The sequence below is a fragment of the Aliivibrio finisterrensis genome (assembly GCF_008933155.1).
GTDB lineage: Bacteria > Pseudomonadota > Gammaproteobacteria > Enterobacterales > Vibrionaceae > Aliivibrio > Aliivibrio finisterrensis.
Map to the genome: position 1 here is coordinate 1 of NZ_WBVP01000079.1, position 866 is coordinate 866.

An 866-nucleotide genomic window follows, 5' to 3' on the forward strand; every position below is an offset into this window, starting at 1 on the left:
AAAGCATTTAAACATCGTTTGGCGATTGAGGCGGCCAGTGCGTTATTACTTGAATTAAGCGCTACATCCAATATTGATACTTCACTCGATGCTCTTGTAATAGACATGGCAGATGGTCAAATTAATGATAATAGCACCCACAATGTAGATGCTATTCATCTTTTCAATACCGATATTCTTGATAAGCCGTTACCCAATAGTAACGGTTTGAAGCTCAGACAAACATTATCACATCTTCAGCAAGAAGAGCTCCAACTTAACCCTCAACAGGCAACCGACTTTAATCAATTTATACCACCTATCATGTTGTCTCAATCGTTTGATGTTGATACCGATAAGGATGGCACTATCAATAGCCTAGATAATGATGATGATAACGACGGAAAAAGTGATCAGGAAGAGAGAAATACAGGACGAGATAGTACTCGTCATCCGCATACCATTTTTGATGATTATGCCAAGCAACGTATAGGTGCTCGAGTTCCGAAGTTGGTGGATTACGAAGATTTGTCGATTAATGTCTCCGATTCTGAACAAAGAGATCGCTTAAACCAGTTTGTTATTGATGCTGAAAATGAAAACTTGGTCATTGAAGCCCACGAAAGGGTCATGGCATTTCATAAACTGCGCGATACCAATATACCGCGTTCTGAGCGGGTTCAAGCCCTGCGAGATTTAAATTTAGTTGTTAGCGATGATCCCGAACAACAGGATATGATTGATGTGCTTGATAATAACTCGACAGCGTCTTTAACAGAACTGAAAGACTTAGTGGGAAAAAATAACCGTATCCATAAATCCTTACGAGATCAGAAACGAGATAATCAATTAACTCCTGATGATTTTATTCCTCACGGCATTAGTTT

The 866-nt window shown here is 39.3% G+C and carries 1 protein-coding gene; it reads left to right on the plus strand.

Features of this window, described 5'->3' with window-relative positions:
* The coding region (locus F8B77_RS17665) for a hypothetical protein (protein WP_167512865.1) at nucleotides 1–866 on the plus strand (866 nt) is incomplete at both ends.